Source organism: uncultured Paraglaciecola sp. (genome assembly GCF_937123705.1).
Lineage (GTDB): Bacteria > Pseudomonadota > Gammaproteobacteria > Enterobacterales > Alteromonadaceae > Paraglaciecola.
This window is the reverse complement of sequence record NZ_CAKZKO010000032.1, coordinates 37,685-58,284: the sequence shown is the minus strand read 5'-3', so window position 1 is coordinate 58,284 and position 20,600 is coordinate 37,685. Positions and strand designations below refer to the sequence as shown.

General features: G+C 39.6%; 24 protein-coding genes. 3 read left to right on the top strand and 21 right to left on the bottom strand.

Annotation, left to right across the window (positions count from 1 at the left end):
* Window positions 1-98 precede the first annotated feature (98 nt).
* Entirely contained in the window at window positions 99-635 is a 537-nt protein-coding gene (locus Q0688_RS04830; protein WP_299073718.1) for a manganese efflux pump MntP family protein, read from the top strand.
* A 539-nt stretch (window positions 636-1,174) separates the two neighbouring features.
* Here Q0688_RS04830 and Q0688_RS04825 read toward each other — a convergent pair.
* The 6 genes from Q0688_RS04825 to Q0688_RS04800 all read right to left on the bottom strand — a co-directional run bounded on the left by Q0688_RS04825 (window position 1,175) and on the right by Q0688_RS04800 (window position 5,037).
* Window positions 1,175-1,342 carry a hypothetical protein gene (locus Q0688_RS04825; protein WP_299073716.1) on the bottom strand — a complete coding sequence of 56 codons (168 nt, stop codon included), beginning with the start codon at window positions 1,340-1,342 and terminating at the stop codon, window positions 1,175-1,177.
* 207 nt (window positions 1,343-1,549) lie between these two features.
* The gene (locus tag Q0688_RS04820; RefSeq protein ID WP_299073714.1) at window positions 1,550-1,852 is read right to left on the bottom strand and encodes a hypothetical protein; all 303 of its coding nucleotides are present in this window, start codon (window positions 1,850-1,852) and stop codon (window positions 1,550-1,552) included.
* 220 nt (window positions 1,853-2,072) lie between these two features.
* Window positions 2,073-3,215 (bottom strand): hypothetical protein, encoded by a 1,143-nt coding sequence (locus Q0688_RS04815; RefSeq protein WP_299073711.1) that lies wholly within the window; start codon window positions 3,213-3,215, stop codon window positions 2,073-2,075.
* A 188-nt stretch (window positions 3,216-3,403) separates the two neighbouring features.
* Entirely contained in the window at window positions 3,404-3,763 is a 360-nt protein-coding gene (locus Q0688_RS04810; RefSeq protein ID WP_299073709.1) for a hypothetical protein, read from the bottom strand.
* A 602-nt stretch (window positions 3,764-4,365) separates the two neighbouring features.
* On the bottom strand, window positions 4,366-4,569 hold the full coding sequence (locus tag Q0688_RS04805; protein ID WP_299073707.1) for a hypothetical protein: 204 nt from the start codon (window positions 4,567-4,569) through the stop codon (window positions 4,366-4,368).
* 189 nt (window positions 4,570-4,758) lie between these two features.
* Window positions 4,759-5,037 carry a hypothetical protein gene (locus Q0688_RS04800; RefSeq protein WP_299073705.1) on the bottom strand — a complete coding sequence of 93 codons (279 nt, stop codon included), beginning with the start codon at window positions 5,035-5,037 and terminating at the stop codon, window positions 4,759-4,761.
* A 120-nt stretch (window positions 5,038-5,157) separates the two neighbouring features.
* On the opposite strand from Q0688_RS04800, the gene Q0688_RS04795 reads away from it, so the two are divergent.
* Complete coding sequence (locus Q0688_RS04795) at window positions 5,158-5,460, top strand: hypothetical protein (protein WP_299073703.1); 303 nt, start codon at window positions 5,158-5,160, stop codon at window positions 5,458-5,460.
* A 56-nt stretch (window positions 5,461-5,516) separates the two neighbouring features.
* Here Q0688_RS04795 and Q0688_RS04790 read toward each other — a convergent pair whose 3' ends face one another.
* Together Q0688_RS04790 and dinB are read right to left on the bottom strand one after the other, a co-directional pair.
* Complete coding sequence (locus tag Q0688_RS04790) at window positions 5,517-5,681, bottom strand: hypothetical protein (protein ID WP_299073701.1); 165 nt, start codon at window positions 5,679-5,681, stop codon at window positions 5,517-5,519.
* A 46-nt stretch (window positions 5,682-5,727) separates the two neighbouring features.
* Window positions 5,728-6,792, bottom strand: a complete 1,065-nt coding sequence (gene dinB / locus Q0688_RS04785) for a DNA polymerase IV (protein WP_299073698.1) — start codon at window positions 6,790-6,792, stop codon at window positions 5,728-5,730.
* 539 nt (window positions 6,793-7,331) lie between these two features.
* Between dinB and Q0688_RS04780 the strand changes: the two genes are divergently transcribed.
* A complete protein-coding gene (locus Q0688_RS04780; RefSeq protein ID WP_299073696.1) occupies window positions 7,332-8,000 on the top strand; it encodes a PEP-CTERM sorting domain-containing protein in 669 nt (222 codons plus the stop codon).
* Window positions 8,001-8,187: 187 nt separating this feature from the next.
* Here Q0688_RS04780 and nqrM read toward each other — a convergent pair whose 3' ends face one another.
* From nqrM to bolA, 13 genes are all read right to left on the bottom strand, one after another.
* Window positions 8,188-8,421: a (Na+)-NQR maturation NqrM gene (gene nqrM, locus Q0688_RS04775; protein WP_299073694.1), complete on the bottom strand. Its 234-nt coding sequence runs from the start codon at window positions 8,419-8,421 to the stop codon at window positions 8,188-8,190.
* Between the two features lie 26 nt (window positions 8,422-8,447).
* Window positions 8,448-9,467 (bottom strand): FAD:protein FMN transferase, encoded by a 1,020-nt coding sequence (locus Q0688_RS04770; protein WP_299073692.1) that lies wholly within the window; start codon window positions 9,465-9,467, stop codon window positions 8,448-8,450.
* A 68-nt stretch (window positions 9,468-9,535) separates the two neighbouring features.
* Window positions 9,536-10,768 carry an NADH:ubiquinone reductase (Na(+)-transporting) subunit F gene (nqrF, locus tag Q0688_RS04765; RefSeq protein ID WP_299073690.1) on the bottom strand — a complete coding sequence of 411 codons (1,233 nt, stop codon included), beginning with the start codon at window positions 10,766-10,768 and terminating at the stop codon, window positions 9,536-9,538.
* A gap of 21 nt (window positions 10,769-10,789) precedes the next feature.
* Entirely contained in the window at window positions 10,790-11,398 is a 609-nt protein-coding gene (nqrE, locus tag Q0688_RS04760) for an NADH:ubiquinone reductase (Na(+)-transporting) subunit E (RefSeq protein ID WP_299073688.1), read from the bottom strand.
* Window positions 11,399-11,401: 3 nt separating this feature from the next.
* Window positions 11,402-12,034 carry an NADH:ubiquinone reductase (Na(+)-transporting) subunit D gene (locus tag Q0688_RS04755; RefSeq protein WP_299073686.1) on the bottom strand — a complete coding sequence of 211 codons (633 nt, stop codon included), beginning with the start codon at window positions 12,032-12,034 and terminating at the stop codon, window positions 11,402-11,404.
* Between the two features lie 12 nt (window positions 12,035-12,046).
* A complete protein-coding gene (locus Q0688_RS04750) occupies window positions 12,047-12,802 on the bottom strand; it encodes a Na(+)-translocating NADH-quinone reductase subunit C (protein ID WP_299073684.1) in 756 nt (251 codons plus the stop codon).
* Window positions 12,792-14,009, bottom strand: a complete 1,218-nt coding sequence (locus Q0688_RS04745; protein ID WP_299073682.1) for an NADH:ubiquinone reductase (Na(+)-transporting) subunit B — start codon at window positions 14,007-14,009, stop codon at window positions 12,792-12,794. Before Q0688_RS04745 ends, Q0688_RS04750 begins: the two co-directional genes overlap by 11 nt.
* Before the next feature lie 2 nt (window positions 14,010-14,011).
* Window positions 14,012-15,352, bottom strand: coding sequence for a Na(+)-translocating NADH-quinone reductase subunit A (locus Q0688_RS04740; protein ID WP_299073680.1), 1,341 nt, complete (start codon window positions 15,350-15,352; stop codon window positions 14,012-14,014).
* A gap of 424 nt (window positions 15,353-15,776) precedes the next feature.
* Window positions 15,777-16,955, bottom strand: coding sequence for an enoyl-ACP reductase FabV (fabV, locus tag Q0688_RS04735; protein WP_299073678.1), 1,179 nt, complete (start codon window positions 16,953-16,955; stop codon window positions 15,777-15,779).
* Window positions 16,956-17,068: 113 nt separating this feature from the next.
* Entirely contained in the window at window positions 17,069-18,169 is a 1,101-nt protein-coding gene (locus Q0688_RS04730; protein ID WP_299073676.1) for a TRAP transporter substrate-binding protein, read from the bottom strand.
* A 13-nt stretch (window positions 18,170-18,182) separates the two neighbouring features.
* Window positions 18,183-19,544 (bottom strand): TRAP transporter large permease subunit, encoded by a 1,362-nt coding sequence (locus Q0688_RS04725; protein ID WP_299073674.1) that lies wholly within the window; start codon window positions 19,542-19,544, stop codon window positions 18,183-18,185.
* Window positions 19,544-20,083, bottom strand: coding sequence for a TRAP transporter small permease subunit (locus tag Q0688_RS04720; RefSeq protein ID WP_299073672.1), 540 nt, complete (start codon window positions 20,081-20,083; stop codon window positions 19,544-19,546). Before Q0688_RS04720 ends, Q0688_RS04725 begins: the two co-directional genes overlap by 1 nt.
* A 148-nt stretch (window positions 20,084-20,231) precedes the next feature.
* Entirely contained in the window at window positions 20,232-20,552 is a 321-nt protein-coding gene (bolA, locus tag Q0688_RS04715) for a transcriptional regulator BolA (protein ID WP_299073670.1), read from the bottom strand.
* Window positions 20,553-20,600: the final 48 nt, after the last annotated feature.

The window sequence follows — 20,600 nt, the reverse complement described above, 5'->3', positions numbered from 1 at the left end:
GTTTTGTGTGGGATTACAATCTTAACTGTAGTGGCCAAAATCACTAAACCACAACATATTAACTTGAAAGACGATAGTAAAAATTTGAGGAAAACTAAGTGCTTGACGTTTTAATTCTTGCTATAGCCTTAAGTATGGATGCCTTCGCTGTGTCTGTTGGCTTAGGTGCTAAACAACCAACGAATTTAAATAAACTAGCTTTAAAAGCTGCATTTTACTTTGGCTTTTTTCAATGTGTCATGCCATTTTTTGGTTATTTTAGTGGCAAAGGCGTATCTTCATGGGTAGACGATTATGCGCCTTGGATAGCATTTATCCTGTTATTCTGCGTCGGTGGTAAAATGATTTATGAATCATTTGCAGAAGGCATTGAAGAAGACATATCTCAAATCACTCACCGCGTTTTACTCATATTGGCTATTGCAACAAGCATTGATGCGATGGCCGCAGGTTACGTAATAACCTTAATGGACGTTAATGTTCTGACTGCTTGTTTGACTATTGGTTTTACCACCTTTGCTTTAAGTTGGCTGGGTATATATATTGGCTCTAAAAGTGGAACCTTACTTGAAAGTAAGGCAGAGCTACTAGGTGGTATTGTACTAATACTTATTGCTTTTAAGGTGTTGGTGTAATCCCAGTATTTTTACTTGATACTACTCATAAGAATTTTAATCGTTTATTTGCTAAAGCAATAACTTGCCCTTCTCGAATAGGGGGACATTTACAGTTCCATTCCCCCAAAGGAATTAACCAACATTTCATAGTTAGTTTTGACTCATCTAGTGCAATTTTTGAGGACGCAACCTCTAGATTGAGGCCAGTATTAATGTCCGTAATTACTTTTGCGCTAGGTTTATTTTCAAGGTTTAATATCTAAAAATGTTGGCGCTGAAAGTCAGCGACAGCTTGCCAGTGTTATTGTTGGTGATTTGATAACAATAACACTGCAAACGTTATTTATATTACTTGTTTTATATGAGTGGTTCTCTGAGAAGAAAGTAGCAGAATTATACTGTTAAATAGCTTAAAAATTTGTGAAGTTTCCAAATTAACGGTGTTTAAGGTAGCCTTTTTAGGCTCTATGTTAAGCAACTTTGGGGCATACTTGGATTTGAAACGAATGACTGCTTTTGGATGGGTCAGACGACATTAAACGAGGAATACTTCTACGTCATAATTCATAGACACCAGCATTCTCTTCTAAATATATGATAGCAATCTCTATGTTTCCGAAGACTTTTATTATTTTATTTTCGACTTCATTTTTATAATCTTTATCAATATCAGATTTAAGAACTTGAAGCCAAGTTTTGACTAGTACAACTGGAGGAGCTTGCATGATGATCGTCCGTGAATTCATTTATTATTAAAAATAGCTCAAAAGCTAGTGTTTTCAAGAAAACTTAGTTGGTTTAGTTCGTTAGAAAACTTGCTCATAATGTAATCTAACGTACGTGTTTTTTATTATTTTGGAGACAAATTTCGTTATTCAAGTAGTTTTCACACAGGCTGGGCCGAAGTCACGTTTCTGCTTGAAGGAGCCTGTCTATCTAACTGAACGTTTTAGATCTAGTCCGAACTTTTCATCCCTTAAATTTTTATTATCATCAAACATGAATATACTTCGGCGCTCATCTCTAAGTGCATAAATTGCTGTTTTAAAACATTTCTCACACAAATCGAGATGGTAAACATTGCCATCTTCATTTGAGCCATAGCCAAAGCTAGCTTTTAACTCACCGGATTCTTCATATTTGTGCTCATTTACTTCAATCATAACGCTCTGTTCACAAACATCACAAATTTTATCTACAATTGTTTCAACAAATTTTTCTGCGTAAACTTTCACTGATTTCTCCTACCAAAAAAAGCTAACAACTGTATGTAATGGTCAATTAAAGTTAGCTACACGTTATTTTAAAGCACATAAGTAGACTAGTTGAATGATTCCCACTCCGAGTTTCGAGAAACTGGATTTATTTATGAAAAGCCATGACCTAACATGATACTAATGTGGTTAAATGGCAATGCGGTAGCATTGAGATATTATATAATTTTTATGAATATAATCACTCGCAATGCTCAACACCAAAGTTATCAACTAATGTAATTGCTGAGTTTTTATTTAAGACATACTCGGCATTAGTCGTAAGTCGCAGATAAGCCTCGTACCGTCTACTATTAATCAGAATATGCTGTCGCGTAGCGCCTTCAAACTTCTGTAACACATCAGATAACTCTGTATAATAACTTTCAGCATCCCCAGTATATTTTCCTTCACTATCGACTTCAAATAGCTCTAAAGCAATTATATTGTCGCCAATACTAAATAAACACTTACCATTATTGATGTGGCTTTCAGTTAGATAAAACTCAGCACAGGATTTCATTTCTGCTCTCTCAGAAACTGGAAAACCTACAACATATAAAAATTCTTGGTCAAAATCACAATTACGGATGCTTGTTCCTACGAATTCATCAGTTAAAACTTGCATGAATTTATAAAGAGTATCTTGGAATTTTTTTTGAGTCTTAGTTACTGGTTCAACTAATTTACCAAACATTTTGTCACGACTGTCTTCGCTAAGACCAAATGAGTTAAAATAAGAGAACACTTTAGCTTCCCATTCATTAAAATCATGCCAAAGGATTGGAGCATGTTGGAATTTGGAAAGCTCATCTTTTAATACTGTTAGTTCATTTTGAGTGTTGTTAATAAACATATCAGCACAAACAAGTTTCGTAAGCAGCATTCTAAAAGACACATTATTTATTTTAAAGTCATTATACAGAACACTAACCTTATCTTTTGAGACGGGTTCGTAAGGCCGCCAGTTTTCCATAGGAAAATGAGGAAAAACTTGATCTAACCGTGCTTTATTGTGAAACCCAAATATTTTCCAAATCAGATCTAATAATGAATATTGACACAAAGGAGCTGTTAAATATTTAGAAAGTCGCTCAGTCAAAATATCAATATTATTTAAAATATGGTTTTTGGAGTCCTCATCTGAATTTGGATGTAATTTACAATATGGATAAACCGAAGCTTTTAAGCTGTAACTATCGAGTTTATTACACAGATCATTAAAATCATGGCATTGATAGATCGACTGAGCTATTAGTTTTTTAGCTTGAGTTAGGGGAATATCAAGGATTTTTGAGGTGCGTTTTGCTTGAAGATAGATATTTTTAGTTAAATTATTATACATACTCACGTTACTCTTATTAGTAGAAAGAATGTAAAACAAACACCTGCCGAGGCTCGTTCTACTAACGTAAATACAAATTTTCTGAATGAATCCACTTTGCCCTAAAATGCAATTAATGCATTTGGCAGATGCAGGCTGTCCAGTCAACCAGTGTCTATCCTAATAAACAATTTTTTAAAATGGAAGTATTAGCTTTTACTATCAGCAGAAACACCAAAAACCTTCACTAATAACTCTCTTGCAGAGCCGTTATAAAGAGTAACCATAGGGCTATTTTGGATAGATACTAATAAGTCACCAAATTCATTTATAAATGTAGATTGAACTTCTTCATTTGATTTTGGCGATACATTCGTCAAAAACATTCTTCCGGTTGACTCATCACACTTAATTTTCGTTTTAATATCGCCAAAAGAGTTTTCAAGATAGATGTATTTTGCAAGCAAAAATTGGGCTTCGGTGAGAGGAATATCTAAAGTTTTAGCAAGCCTTTTAGCCTGTCGCTTAATATTATCCAAAGATTGATGGTGTTCATTTTCGAATGACATACTGATACCGCTAGCAGTATGACAGCTCACCACGCTGTTCTACTTTACACAAATAAGGAGAATATTATGACGAGTGAATCCACTTTGTTCAGATGATCACAAGCAGCTCGCCGCTGCTAATGGTGCTATTATATAGTCTCTAATACTGATTTCTATTAATTAATATCAAAATGCAACTAAATTGAGTATTTGTGATTAGATGTTGAGAATTTAAATTAGCAGATATGGTTTACCACAGCCTCCTATAAACAATTATTCATTCAAAGGATGAGTTATCAATGAACGTGGCTGCTCGTAAAGAATGGCTATTTTTTAAGATAGAAAGTCTGCTCCAAGTTCATTACTGCCATCAGAAAAGGAACAATTTTAAGGCTTTTTCTTGCGCGTCCAAGGGCATTATGATCTTCCCCTAAATCTGTAGACATTTTTTATTTAGAAAACGAAGTAAGGTGAAAAGTATAACTGCCAGTTTTAGTTACTGCTCTGAATCGGAAACCGATGGCTGAAATTAAGTAATCGTAAAAAGATAAAATTTGAATCCAAAGCCCTGCTCTTATCTGAAATAACGGGGCTTTTTTGTTGCTTCGTGGTGATGAGGAAACTTAAAAACAACGTTGGACCAGCGCTATAAGTTTAAGCTCCAATTTTTTCATCGCTTCAGTTTTGTTGGCAAATTGGGTCGGCAACTTTGTTTCGCGAACAGTGATTTGGGTTGGTTTATGCCTTATTTCCACTCCGACATGAGCGCCAATTTGAGGATCACACTCCGATGCACATGTAAGTATTTCTAAATCATCTTCGTTCATCTCTTGTTCGCTTTAATTCACTGATGTTATACGTTGATGAATTGCCAATCGAAAATTATCCTACTGTTAATTATTATACTGCTTAGTGCGATATTTTTAACTTGACTGAGTCTAAATTATCAACTTAGTAAAAGACTATTGGATCCAACCTCATCACCTTGTACTCGCTGTCTAGGCGTTTTGTGGCCTTCAACTGCTAGTGCTAAGCCTAATACCATGCTTGGTTGCAAATGCTTTTAGCTTTTTCTCATACCGAAGCATCTCTTTTTCATGACGGCAGAAGAATCGAACGACCTCATCTTCATAGATGGCACGAATATCATTCTCGCCCGCATCTATCGAATAACTGCCATTGCCTATGTGATACGCTGCTCGTCCGCCGACAAAGTTCTCGATAGTAAAAGTCGATAATAATGACTCAACTTCATCAAGAGCGATTAGTTGAAATACAGTGTGGCAATAAGGCATATATCTAATTCTTGAATTGCTGAAGTTTAAGTATAGCAAATGACAAACTTGGAAGATCTATAAATTTCATTTAATGTTGATAGCAATTGAGCATAAATATCACACGCATACTGAAAAAATATGAAAAGAAAATTGATACGTCTGCGTAAAAAACACTTAACTGCATCTTTCAAAAATCAGCATAATATTACTCGCGCTAATAGCACAATTGTTACTTTTGAATCTATCGCTAAAGTAAAGACAATGGGCCAACGTTATTATCATCACAGGGTTAATCAACTTCAAAAGTTGAACACACGTCAACTTAAAAAATATAGAAAAAAACAAATATTTTCTGGCCTGACAGGTAGTAAATTCGGTGCTATTTGTGAAACAAAACTAAAACCAGCTTCCGCAATTTTTAAAAAAAATAGCTTTAAATGATCTGAAAGAAATAGTTGAAGTTGTGAGTTCTATTTTTTAACAATAACGCTAGTTGACTAATTTTGAGTTACAAACTCTCTGATCAATTGTTCGGTATCTAGTTTCTGATTATCTTTACATGCTGCAATTACTCTCTCTACTAGATGAGGATTTATCGATAAGCCATCAATTCGATTGTTAGCAATAGCCTCTCGGACATTTTTAATATCAACATTGTTCATACTTAGTTTAGTCCTAATTTTACAATCACTAATAATTTATAAGTTACTAATCTATAAATAAACCAAGCTGCAACGTTTCTTCCTTAGGTTGCTTCAACCCTATATATACTCCGAGTAACCTAACCGATTTACCATGACCACGCAGTACAGCCTCATTTACTAATTCCTTCAATAATGGCAGATTAATCTCGTTTGACATTATATCTTTGGTAGTCTGCTGAAAGTCATTAAACTTAACTTTAACTCCAAGTTTGTTCATGCCGCGAGATTCAATATATTCTGAAGAACGGCGTTTCAACTCTGGTAATAGTTTACCTTCGATAATGGTTTCAAGCTCGACAACATTATGTATATCATATTCAAATGTTCTCTCCACACCAATAGACTTCCTCATTCGCGTAACTTCAACCTCACGCTCATCAATTCCATGACTCCGATTCCAAAGTACTTGACCATATTTCCCAAAATGATTGACCAAGAAATTTTCTTTTGATTCGCGGATGTCACCGCATGTTTCAAAGCCTAATCCTTTCAGTTTTACAGAAGTAACCTTACCAACACCGGGAATTTTTCTAAGCGGCAAAGTCTTAAGAAATTCTAAAATCTGGTCAGGAGCTATTGTACACTGCCCATTTGGCTTATTGAGGTCAGATGCAACTTTGGCGACAAATTTTAGAGGAGCAATCCCAGCAGATGCAGTCAAGCCAGTTACTTTGTATATATGTTCTCTAATGCCCTGCGCTACATATGTAGAAGAACCTTGATATAACTTAGTCTGAGAGAGATCTAGGTATGCTTCATCTAAAGAAAGAGGTTCAATCTTATCAGTATACTTTTCAAAAATGCTTCGAATAATTTGACTTGTCTCTTTATACACTTCCATCCGAGCCGGAACAATTATGAGATCTGGGCATTTTTTCAGTGCTAACGCTGTAGGCATAGCAGAACTAACACCATATTGCCTTGCAATATAATTACATGTAGAAAGAACTCCTCGACGACTAGACTTACCACCAACAGCAACAGGTTTGTTGGCTAAAGCTGGGTTATCTCTGATTTCAATCGAAACAAAATATGCATCCATATCTATATGGACTATCTTTCTTTGCATCTAAAACTCATAGGAAAATTAATTACTTTAAAATTCTGTACGTTTATTTTTGCACGTAATATAAAATTGATTAGCACTTGATTAATAATAGAAAATTATAAAGTTGCGAACAAAATTCGTATTTCATGTTGACATTAAACTAACATATCAATGTGGATGATTTTTCGCAAATATCTAGCCTAAAGATAACTGTATGTATAATCAGTATTTTGCCAAAATAACAAAATATAGCAACATAAAAAAACGCCAGACTAGCTGACGTTTTTAGGAGTCACACTTAAGTAATAAGGGTATAAAAATTTTGTTCTTTTCGACTCTTTAAACTTGGTTGATTCGGTTTCTAAATCCAGTTCATTGTCAGGTTCTTTAACATTTTTTGTTAGCTCTAGGATACTTAATTAAATTTCACTATACATTTCAACAAGTAACAGTTTTGGCGCTTATGTTGCTTCATTAAAATATTCGTCTCTTAAGTTGTATTCGAGTAACACTCTTTGTAGGTATAAATCACAACGTTAGACATAATTGGAGCAATCTCAATGCAACAAATTCAAAAAATAGCCCAGTTGCTAATCTTAACTTTAGTCAGCTTACCTTCGCTGGCTACCATTGTAACGGGGGGCGTTACCTCAGGAAATGGCGACTTTGTAGAACTTAGTATCCCGTTTAACGATAGTAACCCCGATAACACAGTAGGAATTGATACATTTCAAAACGATAATCTTTATGGCTTTAATGAAGATCAGAATATCATCTTACCTTCGATATTAAGTGTCGATTTGTTAGCTACAACCGGACTGTCAGGCGAATTAACGTCTAATACTGTGGTTGCTAGTCATTACATTTTTTTCGATCCGGTTAACACTATTAACCAAGAAGGTTTTGTCGATTTTGATGCGGATATTTTGGCGGTTATTTTTTCAACAGACAACTTAAGTGCGAGTGACTTCTTATTAAATAATAATGTGACTTACTTAAATCCGTCTGACCGTGGTCTTGAGGGAGTTGATGAGGTTTCCGTAGACGGCACCTTAGCGAACCGCCTATTGGTCGATTGGCGAGCCGCTACCCCAGGGGATTATATACGAGTATTAACAGCGTTATCCCCAGGTGCAGGTGATCCGACTGCCCCAGATGGTATTCCTGAGCCTGCTTCAATACTTATATTTGGGCTAGGTGCCTTGATGTTGTATTTAAGAAGACGATAACTACTCATCTATAGTAAGGCTGAAATGAACTCGGCCTTACTTCCAAAGTCACATCGCCACAATTTTTCAATTTGACGGGTAAACGAGTTTGTTACCTAGGATGTAATATTACATTGGAAGAATATAGCAACATAAAAAAACGCCAGACTAGCTGACGTTTTTAGAGTGACATTTAATTTATAAGGGATTAGATAATTTGATCTTTTTTCCACTCATTTAATTTGGCTTGCCTTGCTTGTTCTTTTTCTAAACGCATTTTTTTGCGATCGCAAGGTTCAGGGCAATCACAGGCTTTATCTACGCCTAAGGCACCTAAACCACCGCAACTACCGGCAATGGACTTTTGCTGAAAAATATATCCCACCGACATGGCGGCCACTACGACTAAGAAAAATAAAAATGCGAGAATAAAGGTACTCAAAGCCTGACTCCAATCAAAACTGATAATTAGTGAACAGTGACAAGCTGTTCAAATTTGGCGCTAGTATACTCAATAAAGCGATCATTTTCTTTAGTAATCAGTAATACCGCAATATCGTATTTGTCAGCTAATGCTAACGCTTTGTCTTTACCCATCACATTTAACGCAGTCGCTAGGCCGTCAGCGGTCATAGAAGAATGGTGAACAACAGTGGCAGAGACGACATTGTGCGTTATGGGATAACCCGTGCTGGGGTCAATTAAATGAGAATAACGTACCCCATCTTCTTCATAATAATTGCGATAGTCACCTGAGGTGGCCACGGCATTATTACCAATACTGATAATTTTTTGTACCGAGCGCTCTGCGCTTGCGGGTTTTTCGATGGCAATTTTCCAAGGCTCATTATTCGCTTTGATACCAGACAAACGCATTTCGCCGCCTATCTCCACTAAAAAGTTATCAATTCTGTAACTTAAAAGCAGTTCAGCCAATTGATCCACGGCGTAACCTTTGGCGATAGTAGACAAATCTACATAAAGTGTTGGAACACTTTTTGTTGCCGATGATGGGTCGACACTGAGTTTATCTAAACCTATTTGTTGTTTAGTTGCTTGGATCAACGCATCAGTGGGCATTTTTTCGGGACGCTGCTGTGGCCCAAACCCCCACAAATTAACGAGCGGGCCAAGGGTGACATCTAAGATGTCGTTGCTCATTTCACCTAAACGTTTTGCTTCATTCAACACAAATAGGGTTTGTGGCGATAGTGGAAAAGGCTCAACACTATGCCATTGATTAAAACGGCTGAGCTCTGAGTCTGGAATGTAGGTAGACATGAGCTGATTTATATCCACTAATATTTGGTCAATTTGTTTATGTAGCTTTGCTTCATCAACACCTGCTTTTGATACAAACTTCACATTGTAAGTGGTGCCCATAGTAGGGCCATGTAGGTGGGATTCTGTGACCTTAGCTGGGGCGCATGATGTAAGGATGGCGGTGACTATTGCAATCGCTAACGCATATATTGAGAAAGTTCGCATCTTTGTTTTAAGCCTATAAGAAAAGGGGCATATAGCCCCTTTAAATGTATTATTGATTGAGTGCGTTGTTATCCGCCGAAATCATCCAACATGATGTTTTCGTCTTCTACGCCTAATTCTTTAAGCATATTGATGACGGCTGCATTCATCATAGGTGGACCACACATGTAGAACTCACAATCTTCTGGTGCTGGGTGGTCTTTCAGGTAATTCTCCAACAATACGTTGTGAATAAAGCCTGTATCGCCTTCCCAGTTATCTTCTGGTTGTGGATCAGATAGCGCCACATGCCAAGTAAAGTTGTCGTTCTCTTTTTGCAACATGTCAAAATCTTCAACGTAGAACATTTCTCGTAGCGAACGTGCGCCGTACCAGAATGTCATTTTACGGGATGATTTTAAGCGACGTAGTTGATCAAAGATATGTGAACGCATTGGCGCCATACCCGCACCACCGCCAACAAAGACCATTTCTGCTTCGGTCTCTTTAGCGAAGAATTCACCAAATGGACCAGAAATAGTGGCTTTATCGCCTTCTTTTAAGCTCCAAATGTAAGATGACATTTTACCCGCTGGCAAAGTTAAATTATTAGGTGGCGGCGAGGCAACTCGCACGTTCAACATAATAATGCCTTCTTCTTCTGGGTAGTTAGCCATGGAATAAGCACGGATGGTTTCGTCTTCAACTTTAGATTCAATATTAAAGAAACCAAAACGCTCCCAATCACCGCGATATTCTTCAGGAATATCAAAGTCTTGGTATTTAACATGATGAGGTGGCGCCTCAATTTGAATATAACCACCGGCGCGGAAAGGTACACTTTCGCCATTGGGTATTTTAAGCACCAATTCTTTGATAAAAGTGGCTTTGTTGTCGTTAGAAACAACTTCACACTCCCACTTTTTAATACCAAAAATTTCTTCTTCTAGCTCGATGTTCATATCTTGCTTGATAGACACCTGACAAGATAAGCGGCAACCTGCTTTGGCTTCTTTTTTGCTGATATGGTCAAGCTCGGTAGGTAAAAGCTCTCCACCACCGGCTTTAATATCCACACGACACTGACCACAAGTACCACCACCACCACAAGCAGAAGACACAAAGATACCAGCATTAGCTAAGGCACCTAATAGTTTGTCACCGGGCTGAGCTGTGATTGACTCTTGTGCACCATCATTAATTTTGATGGTGATTTCGCCTTCTGGTACTAGCTTAGATTTCGCAAACATGATGATAAACACTAACGCTAATACAATAGCGATAAACATGCCTACACCAAGAAAAACTTCATTAAAATTCATAATTATTCCTCAGAAGGCCGCTTATAGCGCCACGCCAGTAAATGATTGAAAACCCAGAGCCATTAGACCCGCGATCATAAATACCGAACCTAAACCGCGCATACCTTCTGGCATATCGGCGTATTTAAGTTTTTCACGTACTGCAGCAAGCAAGGTGATGGCAATTGCCCAACCTAAACCACTGCCCACACCGTACACTATGCTTTCGGTGAAGTTGTACTCACGTTGTACCGCGAAGGCTACACCACCGAAAATCGCACAGTTAACTGTGATAAGCGGCAAGAAAACTCCTAATGCGTTGTACAACGCTGGGAAAAACTTATCCAAAGTCATTTCTAGAATTTGTACCAATGCAGCGATAACCCCAATAAAGGTTAAAAAGCTTAGAAAGCTAAGGTCTGCGTTAGGAAATCCAGCCCAACCTAGCGCGCCCGGCGCTAAGATATTCACAAAAATAACTTGGTTAACAGGTACTGAAATACCTAAAACCACTATTACTGCAACGCCTAAGCCCATAGATGTTTTCACTTTTTTGGATACTGCCAAAAAAGTACACATACCTAAGAATAAAGACAAAGCCATGTTTTCAATGAAAACAGATTTAACAAAAATACTGATGTAATGTTCCATGAATTACTCCTTCGGCTCGACTTGTTCTGGACGAATAGTACGAATCGCCCAGATTAAGCCACCAATCAAAAAGAACGAACTGAAAGGTAAAATCAATAAACCATTACCTTGATACCAGCCACCGTTTTGAATCAAAGGTAAGATCTCAAAACCTAATAGTGTGCCAAAACCAAATAGCTCTTTTACAGTACCTACTATGATTAACACCAGTGAATAGCCCAAACCGTTACCAATACCGTCGAGGAACGACATAAAAGGTGGACTCTTCATGGCAAAGGCTTCTGCCCGGCCCATAACGATACAGTTAGTAATAATCAAGCCAACAAACACCGACAGCTGTTTAGATATCTCGTATGAGTAGGCTTTTAACACTTGGTCAACCACTATTACCAAAGAGGCAATAATAGTCATTTGAATAATAATCCGCACACTCGATGGTATTTGGTTGCGAATGAGCGAGATAAACAAGTTAGAAAATGCCGTTACTGCAGTTAGTGCTAAAGACATAACCAAGGCAGTTTCTAATTTAGTGGTGATTGCCAACGCCGAGCATACGCCCAGTATTTGCAATGCGATTGGGTTATTGTCGAGAATGGGTCCCAGCAATACCTTTTTCATTTCTTTTATTTCAGCCATTGTGCGAACCCCTTACGATTTCCAAGTCTGATTTTTAAGGTACGGCCCATAGCCATTCTCACCCAACCAATAAGTCAGTGTATTTTGTACACCATTACTGGTTAAGGTTGCGCCTGAAAGTGCGTCTACCGCATATTCGTTATTAGCGTTTTCACCTTTTTTAACTTGAATAGCCAATTCACCGTTTTTAAACAGTTTTTTGCCATCCCACTTCGCTTTCCAACTTGGGTTAAGCACTTCACCGCCTAGTCCAGGAGTTTCTTTTTGTTGGTAATAAACCAGTTCACGAACCGTATTACCATCAGCATCAATAGCTAAGAAACCAAACATCAAGTCCCATAAACCACTGCCATGTACAGGCAGAATGATACGGCTTACGTCACCGGCATCATTTTTAACAATGTATACACTAGCGATACTGGCTCGTAGCTGAAAACCAACATTGCTGCCAGTCACTTTGACTGAGTATTCAGGGTTTTTTGCGGCTTTATACATGTCGTACCCTGCAGGTACTTCAACGTATTGTCCGGTTTCAAGATTGATAAAACGTTCTTCGATATATTTGTTGAAGGTACCGGCGATATCACCAGCAGCCATCTCTGTTAAGCCTGCCGCTTCAACTATGTTAGATTGTTTGTCGAGTGCGGCGTTAGTTTGTTGTAAGTCACGCAAGCCTACGGCTGCGCTAGATACAATAATTGAACAAACTAAACAAACGGCTACTACAACACCTACGGTTTTTCCAAGAGTTTCTTTTTTAGCCGACACGAGCGATCCTCCGTTTTATATTGCTTTGGGCTACAAAATAGTCAAACAAAGGCGCCCACAAGTTAGCGAATAAGATGGCTAACATCATACCTTCTGGGAAGGCTGGGTTGATAACTCGCACCATCACACACATTGCGCCAATTAAAATCCCGTAAGCCCATTTACCTGTATTGGTGAACGATGCCGAGACTGGGTCGGTTGCCATAAAGAACATGCCAAAGGCAAAACCACCTGTGACAACATGCCAATACCAAGGCATGGCAAACATGGCGTTTGTGTCACTGCCAACAAGGTTTAATAAGGTACTAAAGGCTGCAGCACCTGCCAACACACCCAGCACTATGCGCCATGAAGCAATACGCATATAGATAATAAACAAACCACCTAAAGCAATCATTAGAGTGGATACTTCACCCACAGAGCCTTGTAAGTTACCGAAGAATGCATTCCACCAATCGGCGTTTAAGCTCCAATCTGTGATGCTTCCGGCAGCCGCTTGACTTAATGCCGTAGCACCTGAGTATCCATCAGCTGCGACCCATATTGCATCGCCCGAGATTTGTGCAGGATAAGCAAAGTATAAGAACGCACGACCCGATAACGCTGGGTTTAAGAAGTTACGGCCAGTGCCACCAAAGATTTCTTTGGCAATCACAATACCGAATGTAATACCTAAGGCCGCTTGCCATAAAGGAATTGTGGCTGGCAAGGTAAGGGCAAACAATACTGAAGTAACAAAGAAACCTTCGTTAATTTCATGTTTACGCACCGATGCAAACAATACTTCCCAAAAAGCGCCAACTACAAATACTGTGGCGTAAATAGGTAAAAAGAAACAGGCTCCGTAAATCATTAGACCAAGCCAAGTACTATCAGCCGTCAACTGGCCGCCTAACATTTCAAACAAGCCCGCTTGCCAAAATGCAGTAGCCGTATCTGCCCAACTTGCACCACCTAAGATGGCCTCGTGTGCTTGAACTCCAATGTTGTACATGCCGTAAAACATAGCGGGGAATGTTGCCATCCATACCATGATCATAATACGTTTTAAATCGATGCTGTCTTTTACGTGGGTGGTCGATTTAGTGACCGTACCCGGGGTGTAAAAAATGGTCGCTGCTGCTTCGTACAGGGCATACCATTTTTCATATTTTCCACCCGCTTCGAAATTGGGTTCGATTTTCTCTAAATATGCTTTTAAGCCCATGATTAACCCTCTTTCTCTATCGTGTCTAAACACTCACGCAAGATAGGTCCGTAGTTATATTTGCCTGGGCAAACATAAGTACATAACGCTAAATCTTCTTCGTCTAGTTCTAAGCAACCTAAACTTTGTGCGCCGTCTGTATCGCCAGAGATCATGTCTCTAAGCAATAAAGTGGGCAAAATGTCTAGTGGCATAATGCGTTCATAGTTACCAATAGGCACCATGGAGCGATCAGAGCCGTTAGTGGTAGTGGTCATGCCAAATAATTTTTTGGGATTAAAATGCCCAAGATAAGCACGGGTCACAGAGTGTTGGTTAACACCAGGTTTTATCCAACCGAAAAGTTCTTTTTCACGACCTTCCTGCAAAATAGACACTTGGTTATGAAAACGCCCTAAATAACCGTGTACACCATGAGCATGATTACCTTGAAGTACTGAACCAGATAACACACGCATATCGCCATCGTTGGCTTCATTAGCAGTTAGTTCGGTGACATCAGCGCCTAGCAAGGTTCTGACTAAACGTGGATTTTTGGCTTCGGGACCAGCAAGCGATACCACTTTACGGTTATCTAACTCACCTGTAGTGAACAAATGACCAATAGCGAGTACATCTTGATAACCCAGATGCCAGACTTTTTTGCCTTGGCCCACTGCATCTAAGTGATGAATGTGAGTGCCGACTAAGCCTGCTGGGTGAACGCCAGCAAATTCGTTTACTTCAACCGCAGCGCTTCCTGTGATTATGTTGGCGCCAGGTGCTTTGTTTACAAATACCTTGCCGTCAGTTAGGCGACCAATCACCTGTAAACCATTGACAAAATCTTCACTGCGCTCGGCAATGATTATTTGCGGATCGCCAGCCAGCGGATTGGTATCCATGACGCTAACAAATATTGAGTTAGGTTTTGAATCAAGTGCTGGTGACTTGCTATATGGGCGGGTTCTAAAAGCCGTCCACATACCTGAGTTGACCAAGTTTTCTTGTACTTTAGCCGCATCTAATGATGGCAATTCGGCGCTGCTATATTTAGCAAAAGCTTCACTTTCATCACCTTCAATTTGAATCACAACCGATTGCAAAACTCGTTTTGCACCACGATTGATTTCAACCACTTTACCGGCGGCAGGTGCCGTGAACTTAACACCAGAGTTCTTCTTATCTTCAAAAAGAACTTGGCCCTTCTTCACGGTGTCCCCTTGTTGGACATGCATGGTTGGACGCATACCAATATATTCTTCACCCAAAATGGCCACTCTGGTAACAGAGTTTCCTTCTTGAATACTTTGTTGTGGCGCTCCCTTAATAGGAAGATCTAACCCTTTCGTAATTTTAATCATACGCAATAGCACTACTCTAAATTAATACACAGCACCAGTAGGCTCTTTATTACAGCCTTTTAACCACTGTACATCAGTTAATAAAAACCTAATGGTGATGAGTATCGTAAATTAATTAATAAGCTATAAGCATCTGTTGCAGCTAGAGAAAAAATGTCCAAACTAGTATTAAACATGTGGAGTTTGGGTAAATTTATACACAATTCTTAAACAGCTAACGCTTAGCCTCGGAATTTTAGCATTAACCTGTGTATTTCTTCTACGCAATTTGTTGTTTAAACACATTTATTTTGGGGTTTTTAGTGGTTTTACAGTGAATTGGGGCTTTAAATGCTGAACTGGATTACGGAAAAATAAAAACCGCAGTAAAGCGGTTTTTATTTTAAAGAAATATTAACAATCCGTTAACTCAAATTCGGGATGTTTACCAGTCGGCTAGGGTGTCGACTTCGGCATCGTAATCAACGCCTGTTACATCAAAACCGAATAATTTCAAAAACTCATGGTGATAACCCGCATAGTCACTTAGCTCATGAAAGTTCTCTTGGGTGACTTGATCCCATAAGGCTTTGATCTTTGCTTGGGTGGCATCGTTGGTTTCTTTGTGATTCATATACAAACGCCCAAGTGCGTCCACTTCTGGCTTGGCTTGGGTTAATTTGTCGGTAAACAAATCGTAAATTTGTTCGATACACCCTTGGTGCGTGCCTTCTTGTTTCATCACTTTATAAATAAGTGAAATATACAAAGGCATCACCGGAATGGCCGAACTCGCTTGGGTGACTAAGGCTTTTAATGAAGACACATAAGCCTGAACGTTTTTGCTCGCTTGAGATTTAACGATAGAGGCTGCGGCTCTGTCGAGATCTTCTTTGGCTTTGCCGATAGTCGCTTGTCCGTAGATCGGCCAAGTTAATTCTTTGCCCACATAAGTATAAGCTGTGGTTTTGCAGTTATCAGCCAAAAGGTCTGCGGCGCCTAAGGCTTCTAACCACAATTCCCAATCTTCACCGCCCATTACCTTAATGGTTTGCGCAATCTCATCTTCATTGGCAGGATCAAGAGCAATATCATGAATAAGATCTTTGTCGGTATCGTAAGTCTTGGTTTTATAAGACTGACCCACAGGTTTTAACGTGGATTTATACACTTCGCCTGTTTCAGGATCGGTTCTTCTAGGTGAGGCAAGGCTATAGATCACTAAATCGACTTTGCCCATATCGGCTTTTAAGGTGTCGATAACTTGCTGCTTGAGCTCTTTTGAAAAGGCATCACCGTTTAAGGTTTTTGCGTATAAGCCCGCTTCTGACGCTTTGGCATGAAACCCTGCGGTGTTATACCAGCCAGCTGTACCGGTTTTGCGCTCCGTAGGCGGTTTTTCAAAACACACACCTAAAGTATTGGCACCACCTGCAAAGGCTGCGGTTATTCTTGAAGCCAGTCCATAGCCGGTAGAACTGCCAATAACCAAGACGTTTTTAGGGGCATTGTTTAGTTGGCCCTGAGCCGTTACATAGTCAATTTGTTGTTGAACACTGGCCACGCATCCAACTGGATGGGCATTGGTACAAATAAAGCCACGAATCTTAGGCTTAACAATCATAGATAGATCCTAATTAAAAATTTCAGCGCATTGTAATGCTAGTCAGGGCGTAAACACATCTGAGCAGCTGATAAAAATAAATATTTAATGGAGTAGGGTGCAACAGCAGCCAATTATTGGTTGCTGTTGGCACGATTTTTATAATATTCAAACTCTGATATATGATGGTATTTCATCACCTTAGTTTGAAAGTCGAGATAGGATCCATAGACCTTTTTAAATAGCGGATCGGCAGCGGATTGCTCTTGCATGACTTCAGCCGAAGCATTTTTTAAAGCCAGCATCACTTCTTTAGGTAATGGCCGCATATCTACACCATGGGTTTCAACTAAGGCTTGCATGGCGGCATTGTTGGCCGCGGTATATTCATCCCACATATCTTGATTAACTGCCCGAGTGGCAACTTCAATAATGGCTTGCAAATCGTCTGGTAGTGCTTCATAGGCTTGTTTATTAACGATAAACTCTAAATTAGCACTAGGCTCGTGCCAGCCAGAGTAATAGTAATATTTAGCCGCCTTGTAAAATCCAAAGGCTAAGTCGTTATAGGGGCCAACCCATTCTGTGGCGTCTATGGCACCGGATTGCAACGAAGTAAATAGTTCACCACCTGTTAAGGCAACGGGAATACCGCCTAACTTTTTAAGTACTTCGCCCCCTAAACCTGGAATGCGCATTTTTAAACCTTTGAGATCGGCTACACTGTTGACTTCTTTTTTAAACCACCCCGCCATTTGAATACCAGAATTACCACCGGCAAAAGGAATTAAGTTGAAGGGTTCATAAACTTCGCGCCAAAGTTCCAAACCGCCACCATAATGTAACCATGCATTCATTTCTGTGGCATTCATACCAAAAGGAATAGCGGTGAAAATTTGCGAAGCCGGGGCTTTGCCTTTCCAATAATAAGAGCCTGCATGACCCATTTCGGCGGCACCGCTTGAAACTGTATCAAACACTTCAAAGCCGGGTACCATTTGCCCTGCACCAAATACCTTTATCTTGAGTCTGCCATTAGACATACGCTCAACATGCTTGGCAAAAGTCTCGGGGCCTTTGCCTAGGCCAGGGAAATTTTTCGGCCAAGAAGTCACTAGTTTCCATTGGTAATTCTGCTGCTTTGCTTGGGTTGTGGTTGTGTCGCTTGATTGCTCACCACAAGATACTAGCAACACACTAAATGCTGCTAAAACACAAAGTTGTAGTCTTTTCATAAAAAGATTCTCGTTATAATAATGACGGTAACCAAGTTACCAGATTAGGCCAAATTGCCAAACAGCTTAACAACAATAGTTGAATAATTATAAAGGGTATAACCCCCTTATAAATATCTGAGGTTTTAACTTCAGGTGGCGCCACCCCGCGTAAATAAAACAACGCGAATCCAAATGGAGGGGTTAAAAATGAGGTTTGCAAGTTAACCGCTATCATGATCCCCAGCCAAATAGGATCAACCCCCATGGCTAACAACACTGGGGCAACAAGGGGCACTACCACAAAAGTAATCTCAATAAAGTCTAAAATAAAGCCCAGTAGAAAAATAACCACCATCACCAACAGCACAGCAGCAAATACACCGCCGGGTAAGCTGGCAAATAATTCTTCAATGAGTTCTTCACCACCAAAACCGCGAAAAACCAAGGAAAAAATCGACGCTCCAATTAAAATCAAAAACACCATAGAGGTGACTTTGGTGGTAGACATCATCACTTCTTGTAACTTGGGTAAGTCAAGCTGGTTGTTGATAAGCGCTAAAAACAAGGCGCCCGCAGCCCCAACTCCCGCCGCTTCGGTGGGAGTTGCAAAACCTGCCAATATTGAACCCAATACCATAAATATTAGTATCAGAGGGGGGAATAATGCCCTAACCAATGTACCCACAGAAATAGCAGGTTGCTGCTCTGTTTGTTCAATGCTTGGGTCAATCTGCCGCCCAGCAAACAGCAACACATACATCAAATACATTGCCACCAAAATAGCACCCGGTACCAAAGCCCCAACAAATAGATCGGCAACAGAAACAGACTCTGGCGAAAAGATACCTATATTGAGCTGCGCTTGTTGAAAGGCACTCGATAACACATCACCCAATAACACCAAGGCAATAGAGGGGGGGATAATCTGACCTAATGTGCCGGTTGCACATATTGCGCCGCAGGCAAATGACGGGGAGTAGCCTTTTTTCAACATAGTAGGCAATGACAGCAACCCCATAGTTACGACTGTTGCCCCTACAATGCCGGTACTCGCCGCCAGCAACATGCCTACTAGTACCACAGACACCGCTAATCCTGATTTTAGTCGACCTAATACTTGCTCCATGGCCAGCAACAGGTTTTCAGCAATGCGGGATTTCTCTAACATTACCCCCATAAACACAAATAAGGGCACGGCAATTAAGGTTTGATTAGATACTATGCCAAACAAGCGACTAGGAACGGCCTGTAAATAAGAAGTGTCGAAAACCCCAAAAAAAGCTCCTACACCGGCAAAAATAAGGGCTGTACCTGCCAGAGAATAAGCAACGGGATAGCCCAGTAACAAGACTAAACAGACAACTACAAACATCACTAGGGAGATATATTCCATTAGCTACCCTCAGCTATAGTGTTGTTTGTATTTGACGAGAGTCGCAGAATATTTCCAATGACTTCAGCTATGCCTTGGAGCAGCATAGTCAATGCAAATATCAATATTAAGGTTTTTAAAATGAAGACTGCTGGTAAGCCTCCTGCCTCTTGGGACGCTTCCATAATACGCCATGAGCGCAGCACATATTCGATACTTATGAAAAAAATATAAATATTAACGGGTAACAGCAAAAACAAGCTACCAAAGATATCCACCTTAGCTTGTTTTTTGGGACTAAAGCGACGATAAAAAATATCCACTCGCACATGTTCGTTAGCACGCAAGGTGTGGGCGGCGCCCAACAAAAACACCATAGCATGCAAGTACATCACCGACTCTTGCATGGCTATCCAACCCAAGTTAAAGCCGTATCTGAGGATCACAATGAGAAATGTAAGCAACACCATAAGCAAGGTAAACCAACTGACTAACTGACATAGCTTGTGATGAAATGAATCAATTTTTTTCTGCCAAAAAGTGGCGTGCTTTAGCAGCATAATGATTTCTTATTGTTATTAGTAAAGATTTTGTAGAAATTACAAAGTCTAGTATTGCTTTGTTTTTTAACAAAAATTGAAGATAAATGAAAGGGTTGCAAAGTCGTCGCACACAAACAGCTGTTAATGTGCGTAGTCACATACTTGATCAAGCGGTTTGTTTGGATCCACCTAAACAATTGGGTGAGGTGGGAAACTCACCAAACAAATTTTGCCACTCGTGTTGGGTATAGGTGTGTAAAGCTAAAGCGTGGATGTCGTCTGCGAGCTCTTCTTTTAATACCGAATTAACTGCTCTGTGACGTTTTATCAAACGCTCGCCATCAAAATTATCAGCTACGATCACCACTTTAAAGTGGCTTTCTGAGCCTGGCGGTACATTATGCATATCACTTTCATTAATGACTTCTAAATGTTGCGGATTAAAATGATTCAGTAACTTTTTTTCGATGTTATTTTGAATATTCATTATGTGTCTCTACAGCTAACTGTGTTTACTTCTATTCCCTGTATTTTA